The 24,650-nt window shown below is 72.6% G+C and carries 16 protein-coding genes; 12 read left to right on the top strand and 4 right to left on the bottom strand.

The annotated features are described in order from the left end of the window. Window positions 1-181 precede the first annotated feature (181 nt). The 10 genes from ACZ6KY_RS35560 to mgtA all read left to right on the top strand — a co-directional run bounded on the left by ACZ6KY_RS35560 (window position 182) and on the right by mgtA (window position 17,598). The gene (locus ACZ6KY_RS35560; RefSeq protein WP_469314384.1) at window positions 182-1,942 is read left to right on the top strand and encodes a VMAP-C domain-containing protein; all 1,761 of its coding nucleotides are present in this window, start codon (window positions 182-184) and stop codon (window positions 1,940-1,942) included. Between the two features lie 61 nt (window positions 1,943-2,003). Beyond that, window positions 2,004-3,017 (top strand): AAA family ATPase, encoded by a 1,014-nt coding sequence (locus tag ACZ6KY_RS35555; protein WP_469314383.1) that lies wholly within the window; start codon window positions 2,004-2,006, stop codon window positions 3,015-3,017. Then, a complete protein-coding gene (locus ACZ6KY_RS35550) occupies window positions 3,007-7,188 on the top strand; it encodes an SAV_2336 N-terminal domain-related protein (protein ID WP_469314382.1) in 4,182 nt (1,393 codons plus the stop codon). Before ACZ6KY_RS35555 ends, ACZ6KY_RS35550 begins: the two co-directional genes overlap by 11 nt. A 199-nt stretch (window positions 7,189-7,387) precedes the next feature. After that, on the top strand, window positions 7,388-8,425 hold the full coding sequence (locus tag ACZ6KY_RS35545) for a rod shape-determining protein (protein WP_469314381.1): 1,038 nt from the start codon (window positions 7,388-7,390) through the stop codon (window positions 8,423-8,425). A gap of 30 nt (window positions 8,426-8,455) precedes the next feature. After that, entirely contained in the window at window positions 8,456-10,180 is a 1,725-nt protein-coding gene (locus ACZ6KY_RS35540) for a GAF domain-containing protein (protein WP_469314380.1), read from the top strand. 133 nt (window positions 10,181-10,313) lie between these two features. After that, window positions 10,314-11,063: an SDR family NAD(P)-dependent oxidoreductase gene (locus tag ACZ6KY_RS35535; RefSeq protein ID WP_469314379.1), complete on the top strand. Its 750-nt coding sequence runs from the start codon at window positions 10,314-10,316 to the stop codon at window positions 11,061-11,063. A 442-nt stretch (window positions 11,064-11,505) separates the two neighbouring features. Further along, on the top strand, window positions 11,506-11,787 hold the full coding sequence (locus tag ACZ6KY_RS35530; protein WP_469314378.1) for a hypothetical protein: 282 nt from the start codon (window positions 11,506-11,508) through the stop codon (window positions 11,785-11,787). A gap of 60 nt (window positions 11,788-11,847) precedes the next feature. Then, window positions 11,848-12,120, top strand: coding sequence for an isochorismatase family protein (locus ACZ6KY_RS35525; RefSeq protein ID WP_469314419.1), 273 nt, complete (start codon window positions 11,848-11,850; stop codon window positions 12,118-12,120). A gap of 457 nt (window positions 12,121-12,577) precedes the next feature. Beyond that, window positions 12,578-14,989 carry a phosphoketolase family protein gene (locus tag ACZ6KY_RS35520; RefSeq protein WP_469314377.1) on the top strand — a complete coding sequence of 804 codons (2,412 nt, stop codon included), beginning with the start codon at window positions 12,578-12,580 and terminating at the stop codon, window positions 14,987-14,989. Next, window positions 14,971-17,598 carry a magnesium-translocating P-type ATPase gene (gene mgtA, locus ACZ6KY_RS35515; protein ID WP_469314376.1) on the top strand — a complete coding sequence of 876 codons (2,628 nt, stop codon included), beginning with the start codon at window positions 14,971-14,973 and terminating at the stop codon, window positions 17,596-17,598. Before ACZ6KY_RS35520 ends, mgtA begins: the two co-directional genes overlap by 19 nt. A gap of 75 nt (window positions 17,599-17,673) precedes the next feature. Here the strand turns inward: mgtA and ACZ6KY_RS35510 are convergent, their stop codons facing one another. The 4 genes from ACZ6KY_RS35510 to ACZ6KY_RS35495 form a co-directional block, all read right to left on the bottom strand. Next, window positions 17,674-18,753, bottom strand: coding sequence for a slipin family protein (locus ACZ6KY_RS35510; RefSeq protein WP_469314375.1), 1,080 nt, complete (start codon window positions 18,751-18,753; stop codon window positions 17,674-17,676). Between the two features lie 536 nt (window positions 18,754-19,289). Next, entirely contained in the window at window positions 19,290-19,484 is a 195-nt protein-coding gene (locus tag ACZ6KY_RS35505; RefSeq protein ID WP_469314374.1) for a hypothetical protein, read from the bottom strand. A gap of 464 nt (window positions 19,485-19,948) precedes the next feature. After that, window positions 19,949-20,401: a DUF5994 family protein gene (locus tag ACZ6KY_RS35500; protein WP_469314373.1), complete on the bottom strand. Its 453-nt coding sequence runs from the start codon at window positions 20,399-20,401 to the stop codon at window positions 19,949-19,951. A 33-nt stretch (window positions 20,402-20,434) separates the two neighbouring features. Then, window positions 20,435-21,436 (bottom strand): acyl-CoA desaturase, encoded by a 1,002-nt coding sequence (locus tag ACZ6KY_RS35495; RefSeq protein WP_469314372.1) that lies wholly within the window; start codon window positions 21,434-21,436, stop codon window positions 20,435-20,437. A gap of 288 nt (window positions 21,437-21,724) precedes the next feature. Here ACZ6KY_RS35495 and ACZ6KY_RS35490 point away from each other — a divergent pair, with 288 nt between their 5' ends. Both ACZ6KY_RS35490 and ACZ6KY_RS35485 read left to right on the top strand, forming a co-directional pair. After that, window positions 21,725-22,330 (top strand): DUF5994 family protein, encoded by a 606-nt coding sequence (locus ACZ6KY_RS35490; protein WP_469314371.1) that lies wholly within the window; start codon window positions 21,725-21,727, stop codon window positions 22,328-22,330. A 613-nt stretch (window positions 22,331-22,943) separates the two neighbouring features. After that, window positions 22,944-24,479 (top strand): ISL3 family transposase, encoded by a 1,536-nt coding sequence (locus ACZ6KY_RS35485; RefSeq protein WP_469314370.1) that lies wholly within the window; start codon window positions 22,944-22,946, stop codon window positions 24,477-24,479. Window positions 24,480-24,650: the final 171 nt, after the last annotated feature.

The raw sequence follows: 24,650 nt of genomic DNA, 5'->3' as shown, positions 1-24,650 counted from the left end.
CCGGGAACGGGCCCGGGATACCGCCTGTACCCCCTGCGTCCGGGCCGGAGGCCGGGACCGGGGCCTTGCCCGGAACCGACGGCACGCCCGGAATGGGCGTCCCGCCGGAGACCTGGACCGGGCCCGGGACTCCCCCTGTCTCCGGGCCGGAGGCCGGTGTGCCTGGGACCGTCGCGCGGTCATGAACAGCGCCTCCTGGCAGGCCAGGATCACCTGTGGGCGGGAGACCGGCGCGGGCTTCCTCGTCACCGAGCGGCATGTGCTGACCTGCGCCCACGTGGTGGCGCGCAGCGGGACCGCGCAGGTGAGCGTCTCCTTCGCCCGGGAGGAGGAGCCGCTGCCCGCGAAGGTGGTGGCGCACGGCGGCTGGGACGGGCACGACACCGACCCCGGTGACGTCGCCGTCCTCGAACTCGACCGTTCCGTACCGCTGAGGCCCGCGGAGTTCGCGGCACCGTCGGACGCCTACGGCGATCCGCCGCGCAGGCTGGTGGCGTACGGCTTCCCCAAGCGCTACGAGGAAGGGACCCTCGCCGAATACCGGGCCACCGCTGACCAGTTGATCGCGGACGAGTGGGTCCAGCTGGAGGCCTGGGCGGCGCACGGACAGCCGCTCGCGCCCGGTTTCAGCGGCGCAGCGGTGACCCTCGCGGACACCGGGCGGGTGGTGGGCATGGTGTCCGCCGCCGCGCGGGACGCGGGGATCCGCAACGGACGGATGCTGCCCGCGCACGTCATGGCCCGCTACTGGCCGCGGCTCGGCGAGCTGATTCCGACACCGGAGTACGGGCGGGTGGACAAGGAGCGGCTGCGCGAGCTGGTGCTGGCGCGGGGGCCGGAGTTCGACGGGCGGCCCGAGTGCAGTCCGGAGCGGCTGTACAGCGACGCCGTGGGCCCGTTCGGACCGCCGCTGCCTGGCCGGCGGTTCCGGTCGCTGTGGGACGCGGCCTGGTATCTGCTCTCCGAGGTGCCCGACACCGGCGCCGTCGCCCGGTTCGCCGCGCGGCTCGCCGACTTCACCGAGGACGCGCCGACGCGGGGCGCGTTACGGGCCTGGCCGTCCCGGGCGTACGACCGGCGCCCCGGGCCGCCCGTGAACCCCGCGGGCCGGGCCGCCGCCGGGACGCAGCCCTGGTCGCCGATCCTCGTGGAGATCGCGCCCAGCGGTTCGGGCGACCACCAGTTCCTCGTCGAGGTCTCCGCGTACAACGGCCGGCACCGCCGCGTCGTCGGCTCGCGCGCCCTGCCCGCCGACCGGGTGCGCGGCTACGCGCTGGAGCGCATCGACGAGGCGTATCACGAACTGGAGCCGGGAGCGCGCGAGTTGATCGCCTTCGTACTGCCGCGTCGCTGGCTCAACACCGATGTGGCGCACTGGCAGCGCAGCGCCGACGACGACAGCCCGCTCGGCTCCTTCGCCCCGCTCGTGGTGATGGACCTGGAGCGGCGGCGCAGCGGCGGCCTCCAGCACAAGCTGCTCCAGAAGTGGCAGCGGCTCGAGGGGCTGTCCGCGCCACGGCTGCACCGCATCGACTGCGGGGCGCTCGGCCAGGATCCGGTGCGGCTGACCATCGGGCTGCGGCGCGGTGCCGACATGGTGGGCTTCGCCTCCCCGCCGCGCGCCGCGGGCACCCGCCGGCTGTTCCAGGCGAGCCTGAACGCGGCGGTCCCGGTGATGCTCTGGCCACGCAGCGGCTGCCGCGGCGAGCAGCGGGGCGGGGCGCACGAGGACTGCACGGGGGCGGCGTTCCTGGACCGTCTCGCCGTACATCTCGCGGATCTCCCGCCCTCGGAACTCCCCTCGCACATACACGAGTTGCGCGAGACGGCGTACGCCGACGACGGTCCCGAACCGCACTGGGCGAACGACCTGGCGCTGCTCTGGGAGGACCCAAGATGCCTCCCCGACCCGGTCGGCTATCTGCACTCGCCCGTGGGCTGAGCGCCCGGGGTTCGCGCGGAGACCGGCGAGCGAGCACGCGAGAAACGAATGAGGAGAGCGCATGTCCCTGTGGCCCGTCTACACGGGTGGGAGCGAGCCCCACGACGGCATCGCCAAGCTGCCCGCGCCGCCGCCGTGGCGCGACTTCGACGGCGGTCCCGAGCTGGAGACTCCCGCCGAGGACGGCGACACCTCGACCGCCTCCCCCGACCGCAGGCACCGCGCCCGCACCTACCGGGCGACCGACCGGGCCGTCCAGCTCGTGAACGCGGCGCTGTACCTGCGCCGCCCGCTGCTGGTGACCGGTCCGCCAGGAAGCGGCAAGTCCTCCCTCGCGTACGCGGTGGCACGGGAGTTGCGGCTCGGGCCGGTGCTGCGCTGGAACATCACCAGCCGCACCACGCTGCACGACGGCCTCTACCAGTACGACCCGCTGTCCCGGCTGTACGCCGCCGGCCGTGCCGCCGCGCACGAGATCCCCGCGGGCGGCGAGCTCCAGGACCATCTGCGGCTCGGCCCCCTCGGCACGTCCCTGCTCCCCTACCGGCGCCCGCGCGCCCTGCTCATCGACGAGATCGACAAGAGCGACCTCGATCTGCCGAACGACCTGCTGAACATCCTGGAGGAGGGCGAGTACGAGATCCCGGAGCTGGTCCGGTCGGGCCGCCACACCCCGGCCGCCGAGGTGATGGTGGCCGGCACGGACGAGCGGGTCACCGTGTCCCGGGGCCGGGTGCGCTGCCGCGCCTTCCCGTTCGTCGTCCTGACCAGCAACGGCGAGCGCGAGTTCCCGCCGGCCTTCCTGCGCCGGTGCGTGCGGCTCGAACTCCACCAGCCGCGCGACGCCCACCTCGAGAGCATCGTCCGCGCGCATCTCGGCGAGCCCGACGCGAACGCCCGCGAGCTGATCGCCCGCTTCCTCGCCCGGGGCACCGGGGGCGAGCTCGCCACAGACCAGCTCCTGAACGCGATCTACCTGACCGGCACGGCGGGCATCGACGCGGCGTCGCGCGACGATCTCGCGGAGCAGCTGATGCCTTACCTCAGCAGCACCCGGGACGACGATGAGTTCTGAGGACCCGGACACTCCCGCGGACCCGGGGCCCGCCCTGCTCGCCGAGTTGCTGGGGCGGGTCGTCGGCGGGGAGGCACCGACCTCCCTGGAGCTGGCCGAGCTGCTGTGGCTCGCGGGGCACATCGAAGGGCCGGCCGTCGTGGCGCCGGTCCCGCCCCGGACCGGCGAGGGCTCCCCTCGTACGCCGCCGGAGACATCCGCGCGGACGAACGTACCGCCGGACCCGGCCCCCGGGGACCCGCTTGCCGGTCCGGACCGCGCGGGCGACGGCCGCGTCCCCTTGCGCCTGCCCGGCTCCGACTCCGATTCAGGCTCCTCCGGCCGGGACGCGAGCGGCGCCGGCCGGGACGCGGCGGACGGCGGCCCGGCGAACACCCCGCACACCACGCTCCTCGCCCCCGCTCCGCCGATGCTGCCCCACCCGCTCGCGCTGCAGCGCACCCTGCGTCCGCTCAAGCGCCGGGTGCCCGCGCCCGTCGGCCACACCCTGGACGAGGAGGCGACCGCCCACCGGATCGCGCGGCTCGGCGCGGCGCCCCAGTGGTGGCTGCCGGTGCTGCGGCCTGCCACCGAGCGCTGGCTGACCCTGCATCTCGTGCACGACACCGGGCCCACCATGCCCGTCTGGCGCCCGCTCGTCCGCGAACTGCACACCGCGCTCGCCCAGTCGGGCGTCTTCCGCACGGTGGAGCTGCACCAGCTCACCGTCGGGGGGACCGTACGGCGGCCCGGCTCGCAGGAGTCGTACGCGGACGGCCGTACGGTCACCCTGCTGGTCAGCGACTGCATGGGCGCGCAGTGGCGGGGCGGCCCGGCGGGCACCCGCTGGTACCGCACGCTGCGCCGCTGGGCGGCCCGGATGCCCGTGGCCGTGCTCCAGCCGCTGCCCGAGCGGCTGTGGCGCACCACGGCCCTGCCCGCGACGACCGCGCGCCTCACCGCTCCGTGGCCCGCCGCCCCCAACTCCGCCTACACCGTGGACTCCTACGCCTCGGACGACCTGCCCGGCCCCGGTCCCGTGCTCGCGCTGCCCGTCCTGGAGCCGTCCGCCCGCTGGCTGGCGAACTGGTCGTCGCTGGTGGCCGGCGGCGGCCGTCTCCCGGGCTCGGTGGCGATGCTGGACACGGCTCCGGCGCCCGCGCCGCTCGACGAGCACGGCCGCGGCGACGTCGAGCGGCTCTCCGCCGAGGAGCTCGTCCTGCGGTTCCGCTCCATGGCCTCCCCCGAGGCGTTCCGGCTCGCCGGCCATCTCGCCGTGGGGCGGTCGGAGTTGCCCGTGATGCGGCTGGTGCACGCCACGATCGAGCGGAGCCCTCGGCCGCAGCATCTCGCCGAGGTGATCCTCAGCGGTCTCCTCGGCGCCAGGGCGTCGGGCCCGCCCGGCTCGTACGCCTTCCGGCCCGGCGTGCGCGAACTCCTGCTGCACACGCTGCCGCGCACCGCGCACAGCCGCACCAGTGAACTCCTCGGCCGGGTCGGCGCGTTGATCGACGGGAGGGCCGGGGTGGCCGCCGGGGAGTTCCCCGTGGTCGCCCCCGGCCCCGGAGACGCGACGGCCGACGGCGAGGCGTTCGCCTCGGTGCGCGAGGAGAGCGTCCGACGGCTGGGGGGCGGGGCGCCGCCCCGGACCGGGGGGCTGGTGCTCGGCAGATACCGGCTGGTGCGGCGCCTCGGCCGAGGCATGCAGCGCATGCGGGCCGAGGACACCCGGAGCGGCCGGCCCGTGGTGGTGCACGCCTACCCGTCGACCGCACACGAGCGGTTCCTCACGGACGCCGGCGCTCTCGCCGGAGTCGAGCACCCCAACGTCCTCGCGGTGCTCGACTTCGGCATCGAGGGGAACGTCCCTTACCTCGTCACGGAGTTCACCGAGGGACTCACGGTGGCGGAACTCACCGCCGAGGGCGGCTTCGCCCTGCCCTTCTCCCTGCTCGCCCCGCTGGCCCAGCAGCTCGCCCGCGGTCTCGGGGCCGTGCACCGGCGGGGCGTCACCCACGGCAGCCTCACGCCGAACGGCCTGATCGTCCGGCCGGACGGCAGTTTGAAGATCACCCACTTCGCGCTGGGGACCGGACGGGAGCGTGACCTCTCGAAGGACCTGCACGGCTTCGGCAGCCTGCTGCGGGAACTGACCAACGGAGCCGGGTCCGGTGAACTCAACGCGGTTCCAAGCGAGTTCAGGTCCCTGCTGTCCGACATCCTCAATCCGCTGACCTCCTCGGACCCGCAGGCCCAGCGACGCGGCATGGATCTGTTCTTCACGCCGTCCTTCGCCCAGGCCCTGGATGCCGCCGAGGCCGCACGCCACCGGTACCGGGTCCTGGGACCGGTTCGGGTCGCCCGGGGCGACCGCGCCGTCCGTACCCTGTCACCCCGGCAGCAGGCCCTGCTGTGCATGCTGCTCCTGAGCCGCGGCCGGCCGGTGACGCACTCCGGCCTGGCCGAGGGGCTGTGGGACGGGCGGCCCCCGCAGCGTGCGGCGCGCCTGCTGGCCACGGACGCGGCGGCGCTCCGCGAGGCCCTCGGCCCCGGCGTCCTGGCGAGCACCGCGGACGGTTACGCGCTGCACGCCCACCCCGACTGCGTCGACCTCACCCAGTGCGAGGATCTCGTCGCCCGCTCGAAGGCCCACCGGGACGCGGGTGACCCGCAGGCCGCCGGCGCATGCGTCCGGCAGGCTCTCGACCTGTGGGCCGGCGACCCGGTCGACGGCGTCCCCGGCCCCGCCGCCGAGGCGACCCGCGGCCGGCTCCGCGCCCTGCGCCTGACGCTCTGCGCCACCCGCGCCGAACTCGACCTGGAGACAGGCGACTTCCGGCGTGCGGCGACCGACCTCGGTGAACTCCTGCGGTCCCACCCCCGGCGCGAGGACTTCCGGCGGCTGCACCTCCTCGCGCTCAAGGGCCAGGGCCGCGTCGCCGAGGCCATCGAGTCGTACCGGGCGTACGAGGAGTTCCAGGCGCCCGGCGAGCCGGACCCCGCCCTGCTGGAGCTGTACCGCGAACTGCGGGTCACGCCGGAACGCGGCAGCCCGATCATCGCCGTCGAGTACACCGCGGACTCCGTCGAGGATCCGCACACCCACAGCGTGCTCGGCCGGACGCTGACCTGGCTGCTCTCCCTGAGCGACATGACGCCGAACGAGTACGAACTCCTCGGCCGCGACAACGGCTATGTCGTGATCACCGTGCCCGAGGCCTCCGTACTGACCGCACTGAACGCGGTGCTGCGTGAACTGCCTGGCGCGCTGCTGGAATTGGACGAGCCTCCGAAGATCCGGGTGACGTTCTGGCACACCGCGCTGTTCGCCGACGCGGGCAGCCCGACGGTGCCGCCCGTCCTCCGGCCCGACCTGGACCGCCCCGAGGCGGACATCGTGGTCGTGCTCTCGCCCGTTCTGCACAAGGAGTTGATGAGCGGCGGCAGCCCCACGTTGTCCCCGAACCGCTTCCGCCCGCTGCACCGGCAGCCTTCGGCGGACGGCCGGGCGGGCGTCACGGCGGACGGACCGGCGGACGCCTGGTACTGCACCCTGGACCTCCCCGAGCGTCTCCCGGAACTCGAACCGGTCCGACGCGACCTGGTCCGGGGCCCGTTCACCACCCGCGACCTCACCCGGCTCCGGGGCGTGGAGCAGGGCCGCACCGCCGTGGTGCACACGGACCCCGACACCTCGCTGACACTCCTCGACCTCGACCGGCCGCGGGGCAAGCGCCCGCCGCGCTCCCTCATCACGTACTACGAGGTCGACCTCACCACCCATGGCGCCGCGCACGAACTGCGTCTGCCGAGTTCCGGGGGCAGTTCGTTCGCCGCCTCGGTGGAGTTGTCCTGGCACGTGGACGACCCGGTGGCCTTCGTGCGCGACGAGACCCACGACGTGTCGAGGCTGCTCCTCGACCATCTCGTCAAGGAGGCGGGGCGCATCACCCGCCGTCACCCGCTGCGCCGCGCGGGCGCGGCCCAGCGCGCGGTGCACGAGGGACTCCGTCGCTGGCCGGTGCCGGGGCTGTCGGTGGCCTGCTCGGTACGGCTCCGCGAGGGCGCGCCGACCTCCGGGACACGCCCGCCGACCTCGGCGGACACCTCCGTACAGCGAACATCCGGAGAGCGGGATTCCGTGGACGGGCTTTCCGCGGACAGGAATTCCGTGGAGCGGGGTGACCCTTGAGCCGGCACCCCGTGTCCTGTCCGGAGGCAGGGGACGGGCCGATCGGGTGACCGATGGCGTCCACGGCCGCTCGACACCCGGTCGGCGGCACCCCGCCCGGCCCTCCAAAAGGGGCGCCCGGCGCCCGGCGCGCGCAGGATGCGAGAGAGGACCGCCGCCCGGCGGAGCCCCACGGTCTGCGCTCTCGGGAGGACCTGCCATGACCGCCAGTCTGGAGCAGCTGCGCCGCTGTCACTTCGCCGTCGACCTGGGCGCGGCGAGGACCCGTGTGTGGGTGCGGGGTGCGGGCCTGGTCGTCGACCAGCCGAGTGTCGCCGCGATCAACACGAAGACGGGCGCGCTGATCGCGGTCGGGGAGTTCGCGGAGAAGATGACGGGCCGGACGCCCGACTACATCCGGGTGGTGCGCCCGGTGTCCGGCGGAACCGTCGTCGACATCGACATGGCGCAGCGGATGCTGCGCCATCTGCTCGGCGACAAGGTCCGCCGCACCCTGCGCCGCAAGCCCCGGCTGCGCGCCGCGGCCTGCACGCCGCACGACGCGGACCCGCTGGCGCAGCGTGCCACGATCGAGACACTGGTCGGGCTGGGGGCACGGCGGGTCGAACTCGTCGACACGCTGATCGCGGCCGCGGTCGGCTGCGGGCTGCCCGTCGAGCGGCCCGAGGCCACCATGATCATGGTGTGCGGGGCCGCCGCGACCCAGCTCGCCGTGCTGTCGCTGGGCTCGATCGTCACCGCCGAGCGCATCCCGGTCGGCGGCGAGGCCGTCGACCACGCGATCGTGCAGCACCTGCGCCACCAGCACGAGCTGATGCTGCCGAGTCAGGCCGTACGGCCCCTGCAGCTCGCCCTCTCCGGCAACGGGCTCACCCCGCACGGACCGGCCCTGACCGAGATCCACGGGCGGGACGTGGCGACCGGCCTGGCCCGTTCCGTGCAGGTCGACACCGCCGCCGTACGCATGGCGATCGAGACGCCGCTGACCGCCGTACTGGACGGCATCGGCAAGGTACTGCGGTCCTGCCCGCCCGATCTGGTGGCCGACCTCGGCGACCGCGGGATCATGATGGTCGGCGGCAGCGCGCTGCTCCCCGGGCTCGACCAGATGCTGCGGCAGGCGACCGGTATGCCCGTCCACATCGCCGAACGGCCCGACGTCTGTGCCGTACAGGGCCTCGGTTACATGCTGGAGGGCAAGATCGAGCCGATGATCCTGGACCCGCTGGCGAACTGACGTCCAGGTCCAGGCGTCCGAGGGCCTCGTATGACCGATCCCGTGCCAGGACTCCCGCCCCTCCTCGAAGCGGTCCTCAGCGTCGGCACCGAACTCGATCTGCGCGCCACCCTCCAGCGGATCGTGGACGCCGCCGCCGAGCTGACGGGGGCCCGGTACGCGGCCCTGCGGATGGCGGACCCCGGACGGGACGGGCTGCTACGGATCCGCACGGCGGAGCCCCACATGGAGGGGCCGCACACAGAGGCGCCCCACACGGAGAGGCCGCACACGGAGGAGGCGCACACGGCGCAGCCCGGCCCTCGCTCCGAGGCCCCTGAAGCGCCCGAGGCCCCCGAATCCACTGAAGCCCCCGAACCCCCCGAGGCCGACATCTGCCTGGACGTCCCCATCCGGGTCGACGACGAGGTGTTCGGCAATCTCTACCTCGCGGACAAGTCCACCGGGCCCGTCACCCGTGAGGACGAACAACTGGTGCGCCTGCTCGCCACGCAGGCCGGTATCGCGATCGCCAACGCCCGGCTGTACGAGACGGCCCGGCAGCGGGAGCGCTGGATCGAGGGCGCCGCGGCCGTCACCACCGCGCTGCTCAGCGGGGGGACCGACGCCGACGCGCTGCTGACGGTCGCCGAACGCGCCAGGATTCTCGCGGGCGCCTCGGCGGGCATCATCCTCAAGCCCACGGACGAGGGCGGCATGGAGATCGTGGTCGTCTCCACCCACGAGGACCCCGCCGGCATCGTGGGCGCCACCATCGCGCCCGGCAATCCCGTCCTCGAACAACTCCTGGGCGGGGAGCCGGTGTTCATCGACGACTCGGCGACCGACCCGCGGATGACGACCCCTGTACGGTCCCGGTACGGACCGAACATGATGCTGCCCCTACAGACCGAGGGCCGCCTCATCGGCACGCTGGCCCTGCCGCGCGGGCGCGGCGACCGCCCGTACACGGAGGTCGAACGCCTGCTGGCCACCCAGTTCGCCTCGCAGGCGGCGCTCGCCCTGGTCCTCGCCGACGCCCGGCACAGCCGTGAACTCCTCGCGGTGTACGAGGACCGCGACCGCATCGCCCGCGACCTGCACGATCTGGTCGTACAGCGCCTGTTCGCGACCGGCATGATGCTGGAGTCCACCCAGCGCAGGAACGACGGACGCGGGGGCGGCGGACGCGAGGGCGGCCACAGCGGGGCCGGCGACGGTGAGGCGGGCGACAGCGGATCCGGTGACAGCGGGGCCGAAGAGGTGTCCGCGGCTCTCGGACGGGCGGTCGACGAACTGGAGGCCACGGTCCAGGAGGTGCGCACGGCGATCTTCGCGCTGCAACAGCCGCCCGCCGACGCCCCCACCACGTTCCGCGGCAAGGTGCTGCGCGAGACGGCCGGCGCGGCGGCCGTCCTCGGCATCCAGCCGTCCACCCGATTCGCGGGGCCGGTGGAGAACAGACTCGGCGAGCCGGTGGCCGGTCAGCTCCTCGCCGTGCTGCGGCGCGCGCTGGCCGCCGCCTCCCGACGCCCCGGGGTGTCGCGGATCGAGGTCGCCGTCGATGTGACGGTGCCCCTGCCGGACGGCCGCCCCGGGGTCCGGCTGACCGTCCACGACGACGGTGACCCGAACGGCACCTCAGGGGCCGCGGACACCGGCCGCACCGGCGCGGGCGACGGCGACTCGGGCGACGGCGACTCGGGCGGCGGCGACTCGGGCGGCGGCGACTCGGGCGGCGGCGGTACGAGCGTCACCTGGCAGTCACCGCTGTAGTAACGCCTGGGCGGTCAACAGGCTGAACGGCAGACACACTTGACGCTGCCTCAGGCGCTCCGTAGCCTCCCCATCGATATCTGTACATGACTGAGATTCATATCCAGGAATTCCGAGAACGGGTGGGACGGACATGGGCGGACGGCGTGTGGTGGTGTCCGGCGGCGGTACGGGAATCGGCTTGGCGACGGCGGAGGTGTTCGCCGCGGACGGGGACCGGGTGGTGCTCCTCGGCCGCCGGGAGGACGTCCTGCGCAAGGCCGCCGACGGACTGAACGAGCGATTCGGGCAGGGCACCGCGTCCTGGCGGGCGGCGGATCTGTCCGACCCCGAACAGGTCGGCGCGGTCCGGGAGTTCATCGTCGCGGACGACACCCCGGTGGACGTCCTGGTCGCCAACGCGGGCGGGAACGCCTCGGTGCCGCACGACGGCAGCCTGGCGTCCGTCGCGGACAGCTACCGGCGCAACTTCGACGCCAACGTCCTGACCGCCGTCCTGCTCACCGAGGCGCTGCTCCCCCACCTGCGCCGCCCCGGCGGCCGCATCGTGCAGCTCTCCTCGATCGCCTCGCTGCGCGGCCCCGGCTCGTACGGCGGCTCCAAGGGCTGGATCAACACCTACACCTACGATCTCGCGCGGCGCGTCGGCGCCGAGGGCATCACCGTGAACGCGGTCGCTCCCGGCTTCGTCGGCGACACCGAGTTCTTCGGGGACCGCGCCACCCCGGAGTTCGTCGCCTCCCGCGTGGCCCAGTCCCTCACCGGACAGCCCGGCCACCCCGCCGAGATCGCGGCGGCCATCCGGTACGTCGCGTCACCGGAGGCGGCGTACATGACGGGCCAGCTCCTGCACATCAACGGCGGTGCGGCCCTGGGGCGTTAGCCCAGCACGGCCACGCGACCGGGTCGGTCCCGCAGTGCCGTCCACCCGTCCGCGACGACCGCGCCGTCGGTCGGTGCGCCACGAGCCGGCCTGCACTCGGTCCCGCAGGAGTGACGCGGTACGAGTGGGTCGGTACGCGTTGGTCAGTACGGCAGCAGACGTCCCGACGGTGTCCTGCGGTCGATCGGCATCTCGCGCGGAGCGGCGGGCCGACGGTTGACGCGAATCCGGATCTGACGGTTCATGACCCCTCCTCATGACTGATGAGACCCGCGTCCCCGTTGACGCGCATAGACGCATGGTGCCCACGGAGGCACCCCTCCTACCCTCCGAGCAGGATGTTCCGCGCGAGCCCTCGTCCCTGGGCGGGCCGGGGTGAGCAAGCCCGCCGTCTACCGGCGCCGGCACCGGTACCGGCCGTACGGGCGAGGGAGCCGAGGCGGTGGAGTACGGAGCCGGGACGAACGGCGCCCCGCGCGGGACCCCGTACCGCCGGATCCTCGCGACCCGGACCTGGATCGGTGCCACGGCCGCCTACTTCGGCACCTACAGGGGGATCGCCTTCTGCCTGGTCTGGCTCCCGTCCTTCCTCCACGACGGCCTGGGGTACTCCTCGGCCACGGCCGCCCGGCTGCTCATGCTGGTCTGGGGGCTGGGCGACGTCGTGGTGCTCGGTCAAGCCGGCCTGACGGGATGGCTGCTGCGACGCGGGGCCCCGAGCTGATGCGGTGCAGGCCGCCGGCGGTGACCGGCGACGCGGTCCGGTGCGCGGCGGCAGCCGCACATCGCCGTTCGCGTCCGGGGATCCACCGCGCACAGCGTCGCGGCCACCGCCGCGACGGCGCTCCGCCTGGGATACGAAGTGGTCGTCGCCGACGCCACCGCCGGCGTGGACGAGGCGCAGCACCGCCAGGCGCTGGACCGGCTCACCGCGCTCGGCGCGCGTAACCGGTCCGGTCTCGGACCTCGTGGCCGCGAAGGCCGGCGGGAACCGACCTCGCGGCCCGGCAAGTCACCGTTGGGCGGCCTCAAGTCTCCCCGGTTCAATGGCCGCTGACCGCCGCGGGCTTGACCACGTAGCCGAGTACCGGCCTGCGCGGACCGACCGCGGCGAAGGACCGGGGGACTATGCTGACGATCGGACGCCCAGGACCCCGGTGGACGCACGGCCTGCTGAACACGGTGCGGCGGGAGCGGACTTGATGTCCGTCCCCATCGCATCCTTCGAGGAGATCCGGTCAGGCACCGAGCCAAGAGAGCTCGGAGTGCCGACCTGGTGACCCACTGACCTGTCTCCTCCCCGTACGCCCTGCCTGGGTCGCACCCCGCAGGGTACGAAGCCCGACGCACCGCGCCCGGCGCCCCGCAGCCTGCCGCAACGACGCGCCACCGAGCGCGGCACGCTCCTCAACGAGCAGTCGCGGACAGGCTCGAAGTTCCTGAGCAGCCCTCTTCAAGAAGGGTTCGTCATGCCACTCGGCCCCCCTCCCGGGACCTCCCCCGACACACTCGACATGCTCAACACCCCTGACGACCCCGCCGACTTCGACCGCCTCGACCGCCTCGACGACGAGGAACTGAACGCCCTGGACGCCCACTGGCGGGCGGCGAACTACCTGGCCGTCGGGCAGATCTACCTCATGTCCAACCCGCTGCTGACCGAGCCCCTGGCTCTCGATCACGTCAAGCCGCGACTGCTGGGGCACTGGGGCACCTCACCGGGACTGAATCTGGTCCACACGCACCTCAACAGGGTCGTGAAAGCAAGGGACTTGGACGCGATCTGTGTCTGGGGGCCGGGTCACGGCGGGCCCGCCGTGGTCGCGAACTCCTGGCTGGAGGGCAGCTACACCGAGACGTACCCGGACATCACGCGGGACGCGGCCGGCATGGCCCGCCTCTTCCGGCAGTTCTCCTTCCCGGGCGGCATCCCCAGCCATGTCGCGCCGGAGACGCCCGGCTCGATCCACGAGGGCGGCGAGCTGGGCTACTCCCTCTCGCACGCCTACGGGGCCGCGTTCGACAACCCGGGGCTCCTGGTGGCGTGCGTGATCGGCGACGGCGAGGCCGAGACGGGCCCGCTGGCCGCCTCCTGGCACTCCGACAAGTTCCTCGACCCGGTGCACGACGGCGCCGTCCTGCCGATCCTGCACCTCAACGGCTACAAGATCGCCAACCCGACGGTCCTGGCGCGGATACCCCAGCCCGAACTCGACTCCCTGCTCAGGGGATACGGCCACGAGCCCCTCCACGTCACCGGGGACGACCCCCACGCCGTCCACCAGGCGATGGCCCGCGCCATGGACGAGGCCCTGGACCGCATCGCCGCCCTCCAGCACGCCGCCCGCGCCGAAGGCACCGGTTCCGCCGTCACCGAACGCCCACGGTGGCCGATGATCGTGCTGCGCACCCCCAAGGGCTGGACCGGACCGGCCGAGGTCGACGGTCTCCCGGTGGAGGGCACCTGGCGGGCGCACCAGGTCCCGCTGCCGGCCGTACGCGAAAACCCGGACCATCTGCGGCAGTTGGAGCAGTGGCTGCGCTCCTACCGGCCGGAGGAACTCTTCGACGAGCACGGACGCCCCCGGGCGCAGGTCCTGGCCTGTGTCCCGGACGGCGCGCACCGCCTTGGCTCCAACCCCCACACCAACGGCGGCCTGCTGCTGCGCGACCTGCCCCTGCCGCCCCTGGAGGAGTTCGCCGTCCCGGTCGACAAGCCCGGCGCGACGGCGCATGAGCCGACCCGTGTCCTCGGCGACCTGCTGGCGCGGGTGATGGCCGACACGGGCGAGCGGCGGGACTTCCGGCTGGTCGGCCCGGACGAGACGGCCTCCAACCGCCTCCAGGCCGTCTACGAGGCGAGCGGCAAGGCGTGGGAGGCCCAGGTACTGCCGACGGACGAGCACCTGGAACGCGGCGGCCGGGTCATGGAGATCCTGTCCGAACACACCTGCCAGGGCTGGCTGGAGGGCTATCTCCTCACCGGACGGCATGGCCTGTTCTCCTGCTACGAGGCCTTCGTCCACATCGTCGGCTCCATGGCGAACCAGCACATCAAGTGGCTGCGCGTCGCCCGCAGGCTCCCCTGGCGCCGCCCGGTCGCCTCCCTCAACTACCTGCTCACCTCGCACGTGTGGCGCCAGGACAACAACGGCTTCTCGCACCAGGACCCCGGTTTCGTCGACCACGTACTCAACAAGTCCCCTGAGGTCGTGCGGGTCTACTACCCGCCGGACACCAACACCCTGCTGTCCGTGGCGGATCACGTGCTGCGCAGCCGCGACTACGTCAATGTCGTCGTCGCGGGCAAGCAGCCCTGCTTCGACTGGCTCGACCTCGACACCGCCCGCGCGCACTGCGCCCGCGGCGCCGGGATCTGGTCCTGGGCCGGCACCGGGCCCGAGCGCGGCGAGCCGGACGTGGTGCTCGCCTGCGCGGGCGACGTACCGACCCTCGAAGTGCTGGCCGCCGCCTCGCTGCTCCGTCTCCATCTGCCCGAACTGGCGGTACGGGTGGTCAACGTCGTCGACATCGCCCGGCTGCTGCCCGCGGAGGAACACCCGCACGGCATGTCCGAGAGCGAGTACGACGCGCTGTTCACCCCCGACAAGCCCGTCGTCTTCGCGTACCACGGCTATCCCTGGCTGATCCACCGGCTCGCCTACCGCCGCGCCAACCACCCGCACCTGCACGTGCGCGGCTACAAGGAGGAGGGCACCACCACGACCCCGTTCGACATGGTCGTACGCAACGACCTCGACCGGTACCGGCTCGTCATGGACGTCATCGACCGGGTGCCCGGTCTCGCGGTCCGCGCGGCGGAGCTGCGGCAGCACATGGCCGACGTCCGCTACCGCCATCACGACTGGATCCGCGCCCATGGGGCGGACCTGCCCGAGGTCGCCGGATGGACCTGGAGTCAGTGACCACCCGGGTGACGGAGATGCGGGTGGGGGACGCCGCGGCCGAGGACGCGAAAGCCGTGCTGGCCGCGCTCGCGAGCAGTCCCGAGGGACTGTCGGGGGGCGAGGCGGGTGAGGCGGCCGAGCGGCTCGCGGCCGTCGGGCCGAACGCCGTACGCACGCACCACGTCCGGGTCCTGGCGCTCCTCGGACGGCAACTGCGCAGCGCCCTGCTGATCCTGCTGGCGGTGACGGCCGGGGTCTCGTACGTCTTCGGCGAGCGCACCGGCGCGATCGTCATCGCGGGGATCCTGGTGCTGAGCGTGGCGCTGGGATTCGTCAACGAGTACCGGGCGGAGAAGGCGGCACAGGCCCTGCACTCGCGCGTGCGCCACACGGCCGTCGTGGTCAGGGACGGTGCGGCCGCCGAGGTCGATGTGACCGAGCTGGTGCCGGGCGATGTCGTACGTCTGACGCTGGGGCAGGTGGTGCCCGCGGACCTGCGCCTGCTGGAGTGCACCGCGTTCGCCTGCGACGAGAGCGTCCTCACCGGGGAGTCCGCCCCTGTCGACAAGACCCCGGAGCCGGTCGCCGCGGGGGCCGCGCTGGCCGAGCTGACCTCCTGCGCGCTGATGGGGACGGTGGTGCACGGGGGCGGCGCGACCGGAGTGGTCGTCGCCACCGGGGGCCGTGCCGAGTTCGGACGGATCGCCCTGGGCCTGGGAGAACGGCAGCCGGAGACCGACTTCCAGGCGGGGCTGCGCCGCTTCTCCATGCTGCTCCTCAAGGTCGCCGCCGCCCTCACCACGGGGATCTTCGTCGTCAACCTCCTGCTCCACCGGCCGCTGCTCGACGCGCTGCTCTTCTCGCTGGCCATCGCGGTGGGGATCACCCCGCAGCTGCTGCCGGCCGTGGTGAGCACGAGCCTGGCCACCGGCTCACGGCAGCTGGCGCGCCGCAAGGTCCTCGTCAAACGGCTGGTGTGCATCGAGGATCTGGGCGACATGGACGTCCTGGTCACCGACAAGACCGGCACGCTCACCGAGGGCCGGATACGTTTCGAGGCGGCCCTCGACCCGGCCGGCGCACCCTCCGACGCGGTGTTGACGCTGGGCCTGCTGGCCACCGAGGGCGATCTCGACCACGTGGGCGGGAACGCGCTGGACAGCGCGCTGTGGCAGGCCACGGACACACCCCCGGCCGGTCACCACCGGCTCGCGCTGCTGCCCTTCGACCACGACCGGCAGCTCGGCTCCGCGCTCGTCGAGCGCGCGGACGGCAGCCGCCTGCTCGTCGCCAAGGGGGCGCCCGAGGCGGTCCTGGCCCGCTGCGGTGACGTACCGGACCAGGCCGCGGCGGTGCTCCAGGAACACTTCGCGGCGGGCAGCCGGGTCGTCGCCGTGGCCACCAGGGACGCCGACGGGCAGACGTCCCTCACCACCGCCGACGAGTGCCGGCTGCGCCTGGCCGGCTTCCTGGTCTTCCTCGACCCGCCCAAGACCGGTGCCGCCGCCTCCCTGAAACGCCTGGCCGACCTCGGCATCACCGTCAAGATCTGTACGGGCGACAACGCGCTCGTGGCGCAGAAGGTCTGCGCCGACCTCGGCCTTGCGCCCGGCCGGGCCCTGACCGGCCGGGACATCGGGGAACTGGACGACGACCAGCTCACCAGGGCGGCCGGGACCACCACCGTCTTCGCCCGCGTCTCGCCCCAGGACAAGGCCCGGGTCGTACGGGCGCTGCGGCGCCGGGGCCGGGCCATCGGGTTCCTGGGCGACGGGGTGAACGACGCGCTGGCCCTGCACGCAGCCGACGTGGGGCTGTCCGTGGACACCGCGACCGACGTGGCCAAGGACGCGGCCGACGTCCTGCTCCTGGAGAAGGACCTCGGCGTCCTCGCCGACGGGGTCTCCGAGGGCCGCCGGATCTTCGCCAACACCATCAAGTACGTGCTGATGGGCACCTCCAGCAACTTCGGCAACATGTTCAGCGCGGCCGGAGCCTCCCTGGTGCTGTCCTTCCTGCCGATGCTGCCCTCGCAGATCCTGCTCAACAACCTCCTCTACGACGCCGGGCAGTTGACCATCCCCACCGACAACGTCGACCCGGAGCAACTGCGGGCGCCCTCGCACTGGGACATCGCCTTCATCCGCCGTTTCATGCTCTTCTTCGGGCCCGTCAGCTCCGTCTTCGACTTCCTCACCTTCGCGGTCATGATCGAGATCTTCCATACGGGAGCCGAACTGTTCCGCTCCGGCTGGTTCGTGGAGTCCCTCGCCACGCAGGCGCTGGTCGTCTTCGCGATCCGCACCCGCCGGGTGCCGTTCTACCGCAGCCGGCCCAGCCGCCCCCTGATGGTCAGCGCCGTCGCCGTGGTCGCCGTCGGTGTCGCGCTGCCGATGTCACCGCTCGCGGGGCCGCTCGGTTTCCAGGCCCTGCCGCCCGGACTCCTCCTCGCCCTGGCCCTGATGGTCGTGCTCTACCTGGTGCTGATCGAGGGCGCCAAGCACGTCTTCTACGCCCGTGCCGACGCGCGAGCGGCGCAACCACCGGTACGCCACCGAACGCGTCGGCACCGCATCCAGCGCCGGGCCGGCCGCTTCAGCCACCCCGGACCGCTGCGACCCCGGTGACGCGCTGTCACCGGGGTCATCAGAGGCACCGCGCGGCATCAGCCGGCCGGTCCGCGTCACCCGGCGGCGGACCGGTCAGCCGCTCAGCGACTCCTCGGCGTCCTTCCGTGTCGGCCAGTTGTCCCGTCGCTCCCGGGCCACCTCCGCACGGCTGCCGATCCGCTTGCCGCCGGATCCGACCCGTTCCCCGCTCAGCGAGAAGGTGGGCGCGATGGCGGGTGACGGGGTGGCAGGTGCCGGGGTGGCCGGTGCCGGGATGGCAGGTGCCGGAATGGCGGATGACGGGATGGCGGGTTCGGGGATCACGACGCCCTCGGGCACCGCGGGGCTCGGGGTGCGCCGAGTGCTCCGGCTGATCCGGTGCGTGACCCGTCCCTCGGACGTGCCGCCGGTGTCCCTGCTCTGGTGCTCGAAGAAGCGGAGCATCTCCACGGGGAACGGCATCACGAGGGTGCTGTTCTTCTCGGCGGAGACGTCCACCACGGTCTGAAGCAGGCGCAGTTGGAGGGCTCCGGGAGTGTCGGCCATGGTCGCGGCGGCGTCGGTCAGCCGCTGCGAGGCCTCGAACTCGCCGTCGGCGGCGATGACCCGGGCACGGCGTTCCCGCTCCGCCTCGGCCTGCTTGGACATCGAGCGCATCATCGACTCCGGAAGGGCGATGTCCTTGATCTCCACGCGTTCGATACGCAGCCCCCAGGGCTCCTCGGTGGGGGCGTCCATCACCTTCTTGAGTTCCGCGTTGATGTGGTCGCGGTCCGAGAGCAGCGTGTCCAGGTCGGCCCTGCCGATGACCGAGCGGAGCGATGTCTGGGCGATCTGGGAGACGGCGGCGGGGTAATTGCGCACGTTCACCAGGGCTTTGACGGGGTCGATGACCTTGAAGTAGACGACCGCGTCCACGGTGAGTGTCACGTTGTCGGCTGTGATGGACCCCTGCGGCGGAATACCGAGGACCTCGGTCTGTACGGACACCTTCCGCATCCGGTCCCCGATCGGCCGGATGATCCGCAGGCCCGGCCCGCGGATGTCCGGCAGCAGCCGCCCGAAGCGGAACACCACGCCCTTCTCGTACTGCTGGACGTTGCGCACGCTGAGGGCGAGCAGAACGAGCCCGGCCACGGCCAACACCGCCAGCACGGTGATCAGAACACCCATGGTTCCCACATTCCTTACGTCGATAACGGCCCCGGACCCGAACGGTCGGGGAAGCACACGGCACGGGAGGATCCCGGCCTGTCGTACGTGGTGCGGCCGGGGTCCCGGGCTGCTGCCGAGTCGTTGCCGGCTCTTGACGCCGCGTGTCCGCGGCCACCACCGGCTCCGGGTGGCGTACCGCTGATACCTGAGGCCGCGTGCCGCCGACTCTTGACCGCGTGCCGACCGGCTCTTGAGGTCACGGGTCGCCGAGTCTTGAGCTCGCGTGCCGGCGGTCACCACGCGCGGTCGTTCCAGCGGTCACCACGCGCGGTCCAAGGTCCCGCGCGCCCGTCTGTCGGCTCCATCGGCAGGACCGCGGTGCAGGGAAGGACCGGGGTCCTGGCGGACGCCGTCCGCCAGGACCCCGACGGCACTCACGGCGGCTCTCGTCCCTCACCCGCGGGTGCGCCCGCCCTGCCGGTCCTCACCCGCGGGTGAGGATCGGCAGGGCGCGTCGGGCTGCGGCCGTGGTCGTCACAGCGCCTCCACGGCCCTCATCTCGTCGTCGGCGGAGCGGAAACGACCGGGATCTGCGGGCGTGCCGCCGGCTCGCCCGCCGCATCGTCCCCTTCGGAGTCCCAGGCCGCCTGAACGGCCGGGTCGGTCTCCGAGACCGTGCGCAGGCTCGCCGCCTCCGCCATCAGCCGGTCCGCGTGCGAGGTGCGCAGGCAGTCTCTCCCGGCGGCCATCAGCCAAAGAGCCGAGGCGGGAGTCGGCTGTACCTGCCCACCGACGGGCACCGCGCCAGGGACAGCCGGCCGGTACGGGTGGTCCGAGAGGCCGCCGGTGGCCCGGCCCCACGGCGGATCGAGCGCGGCCGTCGGCGAGGAGCCGACGGAAGCGAAGGGCCTTCGGCAGGACGGAGAGGAGGGCGTGCTTTCGGGGATCGGCGTGGGGGTAGCGGTCGCATTCATGACACGAACCCGGCTCCGGACCGACCGCGACCGGCCCGAGGTGATCAAATCGCCGAAAGCGACACGGACATGGGAGCCGGTGCGCGAAATACCCTCGGTAGCACCGAGCGTACTCCGCAGACGGTCCGGACGGACTCCGCCTGCGGACACCACGGCTGCCGCAGGACCGGGAACGAGAACCCCGCCACGCCCTACCGGTCCGACAGACACCGTCATCGTCATGGGCATCGGCCTCGGCCTCAACGGACAGCGGTTCCCCACCCCAGGCTGTCCTTCACGACGGGCTCCACGCTGTCCATGAGCCGCCCGGCCTCCGCCTCCGTGGCCGCGGGCGGTACGACCAGCAGGTCCCACCGGCCGCGGCCGGGCGCCAGTAGGCAGACGGTGGACGGGGCGTGCTCGCCGGTCGTCCGGCGCAGGCGTACCACCTGGTCGGCGACGAGCAGCCGTCCGGGGAACGGTGCCCATACGGCCTCGTCCACCAGGACGCTGCTGACATGCCCCCAGGAGGGCGGCAACCCGCCCAGAAGCTGGGGCAGTTCGGACGTCAGATCGGTCGAACGGGGCCACCAGGCACCGTCGATACGCCGGGGCATGTGGCCCAGTACCGGTTGGGCCGACAGGCGCAGACGGACGGCGGACGACGAGGAGAGCGGGGACGGGGAGAGCGGGGGCGGGGGCGCGATTGTCACGAGAACTCCTGAAGGGGGCGCGGTCGATCGGGTTCACACGCGGCGGGCGGCGATACGGTCCGGGGTGGGCCAGCGCACGTCGCTGACCCAACCGAGGCGTTCGAAAAGGCGGATGACGGCGGCGGAGGGATCGAGCTGGCCGCGGTCGACACCGTGCCGGGCGCTGGTGGGGTCGGCGTGGTGGAGGTTGTGCCAGCTCTCCCCGAAGGAGAGCAGGGCCAGAGGCCACAAGTTGGTCGCGCGGTCGTGGAGTCGGGTGCGGAACGGACGCTCGCCGATCACATGGCAGAGGGAGTTCACGCTCCAGGTGACGTGGTGGAGCAGGGCGATGCGCACAAGTCCCGCCCACAGCAGGGCGGTCAGAGCGGACACCCAGGTGCCGCCGATCAGCAGACCGGCGGCGAAGGGGAGGGCGAGGGTGAGCACACACAGGGCCGGGAAGGCCCGGGACACGGCCCGGATGTCGCGGTCGGCGACGAGATCGGGAGCGTAACGCGCCGCGGACGTGGGGTCGTTGCGGAACAGCCAGCCGACATGGGCGTCCGCCAGACCCCGCAACTGGCCGCGCGCGGACGTGCCGTAGCGGTACGGAGAGTGCGGATCGCCCGGCCGGTCGGTGAAGGCGTGATGGCGGCGGTGGATGGCGACCCAGCCGATCACGTCGCCCTGGAAGCTCATCGACCCGGCCGTCGCGAGCGCGATGCGCAGTGGCCGTACGGCCCGGTAGCCGCCGTGGGTCAGGCCCCGGTGGAAGCCGACGGTGACGCCGAGGCCCGTGACGGTGTAGAGCACCGCGGCGAGCAGGACATCGGCAGGATGGATCAGGCGCCCCCACAGCAACCAGCCGGCCAGGCCGAGTGCCAGGAACGGCAGGAGGACGATCAACGCCGTGATCGTCAGGGACAGCCGGTCGTTGCCGGTGCGCTCGCGAGTCGTCGCGCCGCGCGGGAAGGCTGCCCTCCCGTCGTACTCCAGGAGCGGTTGGGCGGTTTCCGGCTGAGCGGCGGACAGGGGAGGGGGAGACGGTGAAGACATGGGCGGTCCTTGACCTCGGTGACGACAGTGCGGCCGGGGTCTTGGGCTGCGTCTCTTCGACGGCGGGCCTTGCGACGAGGACGAGGCCGGTGCGATCACCGGCGTACGACGTGTCCTCGACGTCCTCACCGTACTCCTGCCGGTACGGCGGCAGCGGCAGGAGTACGAGAAGGAGTACGTTGGACGTACCGAGGGCATTTCGCACACCGGCTTCCACGCCGGGTCGTTCCCGGCGAAAGTGAGACCCGGGCCGCGACTCCAGGGGCGGCCCGGAGACGGGTCCTCATCATGACCGCGACCTTCGAAGCAACCCTGCCGCGGCTCGCACCCGTCGCGGCGCCTCCAGCCCGTCTCGTACCGGCAGCCCCTCCCGCTCGTCTCGCACTGAAGGCCGACGGCCCCTCCCGTGGACTCCTGGACGGCGCCTGGTGGCCGCGCTCCCACGATCTGCTGCGCGAACTGCCCGCGCTGACCGATGTGTTGGACCCCCTGTGGGGGCGCATCACCCGTGTCGCCGTCAACCCGGAGCACTGGCCGGTCATCCCGCACGAGGTGCCCGTCAGCGGCCATGTCGTGAAGGTCGGCTGGTTCACCCCGGAACTCGACCCGCACAAGCTTCTTCTGCTGTCCTACGGCACCGGCCGCTGGGACCTGCTGGTGATCCCGCCCGAGACCGGCCCGGAGGCAGCGGCACGTCTGATGGCGTCGGCATCCGAATACGGCGGCCCGCCGCTGACCGCGAGCGCGCTCATCACCGCCGACCGGGCCCTGCACGACGTATCCGTGCCCAACCAGGTGCGGGACGCGGAGACGGCAGGGGAGTCCGAGGGCGGCGCCTCGCAGCTCACTGCCGCTGTCCCGAACCAGGCCAGCCGACTGATCATCGGTATGTGAGGTACGCGGCGGCGCCAGGGGCCGCTCCCGTGAACACGCGAGCCCGTCACCGGCGTTCCGTCGTACGCAGACGTCAGAACACGCGAGCCGTCACCGCCGCTCCGTCGCGCGCGGGCGCGGCAACGCCCCGAGCGGCTCTCCCTGTAACTGCTCGGGGAGCGGCTAGCCCCGCGTCGTGGCGACCGGGGCCGCGGCCACGTCACTGACGGCTGTGGCGATGACGGCTGTAGCGACGGCCCAGCCGGTCCGGACGATCCCCGGTTCTCGTAGCCCCGGTACTCCCCCGGACCGGAACCGTCACCACGGCCGGATGGCCACTTGACGTCTGTTCAGGGAGTGCGGCGAGGGCTAGCGTGCACCGTACGGCCCAGGCCCCCGGCAGTGTCGATCACCTCTCGCGCTCCTCCGGGGGCGCGCCTTGCGCATCGGTGCCGGAACCTGCCCCGCCGTCAACGGGCCGCTCCCGCACTCGCCGTCGCCAGGCGATCCTGGCGGCGGCCTCGATGCGCCCCAGGCGGGCACCGCCCAACTGCCGCCCGCCGCGTCGCACGCATTTCACGGCTCTGTTCCGTAGTCGGTGGTGACGGCAGGTGACGGGCGTCGTTGACGTTGTATGCGAGATGTCAACTCCCTTGTAGCTACGGTGTTTTCAGGGCTCTCGGCGCTGGTCATCGAGGATGTGGCGGACGACGCCGAGGTGATCCGGGTCTTGGCCCGGACCCGGGATGTTCCCTTTCCCTGTCCGATGTGCGGGGTCCCGACGGGGAAAGTGCACGGATACCACGTCCGGACAGTTGAGGATGTGCCGGTCGATGGCCGCCGGGTCGTGGTCAGCGTCCGGGCACGACGTCTGGTCTGCCCGGTCCTGGGCTGCCGGAGGCAGACCTTCCGCGAGCAAGTCCCTGGGCTGATCGAGCGCCTTCAGCGCCGCACCACGCGTCTGACCGGCCAGGTCTCAGGGGTGGTCAAGGAGTTATGCGGCCGGGCGGCCGCCCGGCTCACCCGGTTACTGGCCGTGCCCGTATCGTTCGCCACCGCCCTGCGGGTGCTGCGGGGAATCCCCCCGCCAGCGGTGCGGATCCCGAGGGTGATCGGGGTCGACGACTTCGCCCTGCGCCGCCGTCACCGCTACGCCACGATCATCATCGACGCCGAGACCGGGGAACGCGTCGATGTCCTGCCCGACCGCGAAGCCGCCACATTGGAGACATGGCTACGCGGGAAGAAAGGGATCGAAGTCGTGTGCCGGGACGGCTCGGCCACCTACGCCGAGGCGATCCGCCGGGCCCTGCCCGACGCGGTGCAGGTCAGTGACCGCTGGCATCTGTGGCGGAACCTGTGCGACAAAGTCCTGGCCGAGGTCCGCGCCCACGCCCCCTGCTGGGCCAGCGTCAACCCGCCCCGGCCCGGCGGGGTGCGCGAGCAGACCACCCGCGAGCGCTGGCACAAAATCCACGCCCTCCTCGACTCCGGCGTCGGCCTGCTCGACTGCTCCCGCAGACTGAACCTCGCCCTGAACACCGTCAAGCGCTACGCCCGCATCCCCGAACCGCCCGCAGATCGCATCACCCCTCGCTACCGGCCCACCCTGGTCGACCCCTACCGCGACCATCTGCGCCAACGCCGGTCCGACAACCCGGCCGTTCCCGTCACGCACCTCCTGCACGAGATCAGGGAACTGGGCTATACCGGCAGTGCCAACCTGCTGGTCCGCTACCTCAATCAAGGCCGCGCCGAAGGCGACCGCCCCGTGACAACCCCCCGCCGCGTCGCCCGGCTCCTGCTCACCCACCCCGAGCACCTGTGGACCAAGGACACCGACCTGCTCGGCCTCCTCACCGCGGCCTGCCCGGAGATGACCGCAGTCGCCCGACTCACCGGCGAGTTCGCCACGCTCCTGACCCCGGCCCAGGCCAACGACGACAAGCTCACCCAGTGGATCGCCACAGTCCGCACCGTCGGCCTGCCCCACCTGCACAGCTTCTGCAACGGCCTCGAACTCGACCGCGCAGCCGTGAAAGCCGGCCTCACCCTGCCCCACCACAACGGTCGGACAGAGGGCGTCAACACCCGAACCAAGAAGATCATGCGGCAGATGCACGGCCGAGCAGGATTCGACCTCCTCCGTCACCGCATCCTCCTGCAATAAGGAGAACGCATCGTCACCACCGACTACGGAACAGAGCCACTCGTTTGACAGACCCGCCCGACCGCGCGGAGATCATTTACGGGACAGCCCTTAGTAGGACTCCGTTAGGTCTGGCTCGGTCTTGGCCTTGAGCGTGACCCGCTGGGCAGGGGTTGGTGGCAGGTGGTGCAG

It is taken from the genome of Streptomyces sp. NPDC042002 (genome assembly GCF_055588305.1).
Note: the sequence above shows the minus strand (reverse complement) of the source record. Positions and strands in the feature narration are given on the sequence as shown.

Excerpts from the sequence above, each read along its gene's own strand:
- ACZ6KY_RS35510 (WP_469314375.1), bottom strand. The coding sequence starts at position 18,753 with ATGGGTGTTCTGATCACCGTGCTGGCGGTGTTGGCCGTGGCCGGGCTC.
- ACZ6KY_RS35535 (WP_469314379.1), top strand. The coding sequence starts at position 10,314 with ATGGGCGGACGGCGTGTGGTGGTGTCCGGCGGCGGTACGGGAATCGGC.
- ACZ6KY_RS35545 (WP_469314381.1), top strand. The coding sequence starts at position 7,388 with ATGACCGCCAGTCTGGAGCAGCTGCGCCGCTGTCACTTCGCCGTCGAC.
- mgtA (WP_469314376.1), top strand. The coding sequence starts at position 14,971 with ATGGACCTGGAGTCAGTGACCACCCGGGTGACGGAGATGCGGGTGGGG.
- ACZ6KY_RS35555 (WP_469314383.1), top strand. The coding sequence starts at position 2,004 with ATGTCCCTGTGGCCCGTCTACACGGGTGGGAGCGAGCCCCACGACGGC.
- ACZ6KY_RS35490 (WP_469314371.1), top strand. The coding sequence starts at position 21,725 with ATGACCGCGACCTTCGAAGCAACCCTGCCGCGGCTCGCACCCGTCGCG.
- ACZ6KY_RS35520 (WP_469314377.1), top strand. The coding sequence starts at position 12,578 with ATGCTCAACACCCCTGACGACCCCGCCGACTTCGACCGCCTCGACCGC.
- ACZ6KY_RS35560 (WP_469314384.1), top strand. The coding sequence starts at position 182 with ATGAACAGCGCCTCCTGGCAGGCCAGGATCACCTGTGGGCGGGAGACC.
- ACZ6KY_RS35540 (WP_469314380.1), top strand. The coding sequence starts at position 8,456 with ATGACCGATCCCGTGCCAGGACTCCCGCCCCTCCTCGAAGCGGTCCTC.
- ACZ6KY_RS35495 (WP_469314372.1), bottom strand. The coding sequence starts at position 21,436 with ATGTCTTCACCGTCTCCCCCTCCCCTGTCCGCCGCTCAGCCGGAAACC.
- ACZ6KY_RS35550 (WP_469314382.1), top strand. The coding sequence starts at position 3,007 with ATGAGTTCTGAGGACCCGGACACTCCCGCGGACCCGGGGCCCGCCCTG.
- ACZ6KY_RS35505 (WP_469314374.1), bottom strand. The coding sequence starts at position 19,484 with ATGGCCGCCGGGAGAGACTGCCTGCGCACCTCGCACGCGGACCGGCTG.
- ACZ6KY_RS35485 (WP_469314370.1), top strand. The coding sequence starts at position 22,944 with ATGCGAGATGTCAACTCCCTTGTAGCTACGGTGTTTTCAGGGCTCTCG.